Here is a 381-nt window from a genome sequence, read left to right on the forward strand (position 1 = left end):
AGCCAGCGCAGCCGCGTGCGGACGTCGACCTCGCGGCTGTCGGACAGCTGGTCGTAGGAGAAGCCGCCCAGGTCGACGCCACGCTCTGCGGCCCAGAGCTCGGCGGAGTCGGCGAACGTGCCGACCCGGGCCTGCCCGAGCCGCACGGCGCCGCCCGGAGGAGCCGAGAGGCGGACCGTGAGCTCGGCCGTCACCAGCCCGTACGCGTTGAGTGCGTACCGGGCGAACCCCGTCCCCGGGGTTCCCGCCAGCGTCGCGTCGACGAACTGCACCGACTTGCGCGCCTCGGTCCGCCGCAGCCGCACCCCGCCGGCCGCGGTGAACCCGTCGCGGCACAGCAGATCCTTGCCGATCGTCGCCGCCCGGGCGTCCAGTGAGGGG

1 protein-coding gene is annotated in these 381 nt (G+C 75.3%); it reads right to left on the reverse strand.

Features of this window, described 5'->3' with window-relative positions; translation table 11 throughout:
• On the reverse strand, nt 1-381 hold a 381-nt coding region (locus I6F37_RS44985; protein WP_225155130.1), incomplete at both ends, for a hypothetical protein.

This window comes from Bradyrhizobium sp. NBAIM08 (assembly GCF_020193935.1).
GTDB classification, from domain to species: domain Bacteria; phylum Pseudomonadota; class Alphaproteobacteria; order Rhizobiales; family Xanthobacteraceae; genus Bradyrhizobium; species Bradyrhizobium yuanmingense.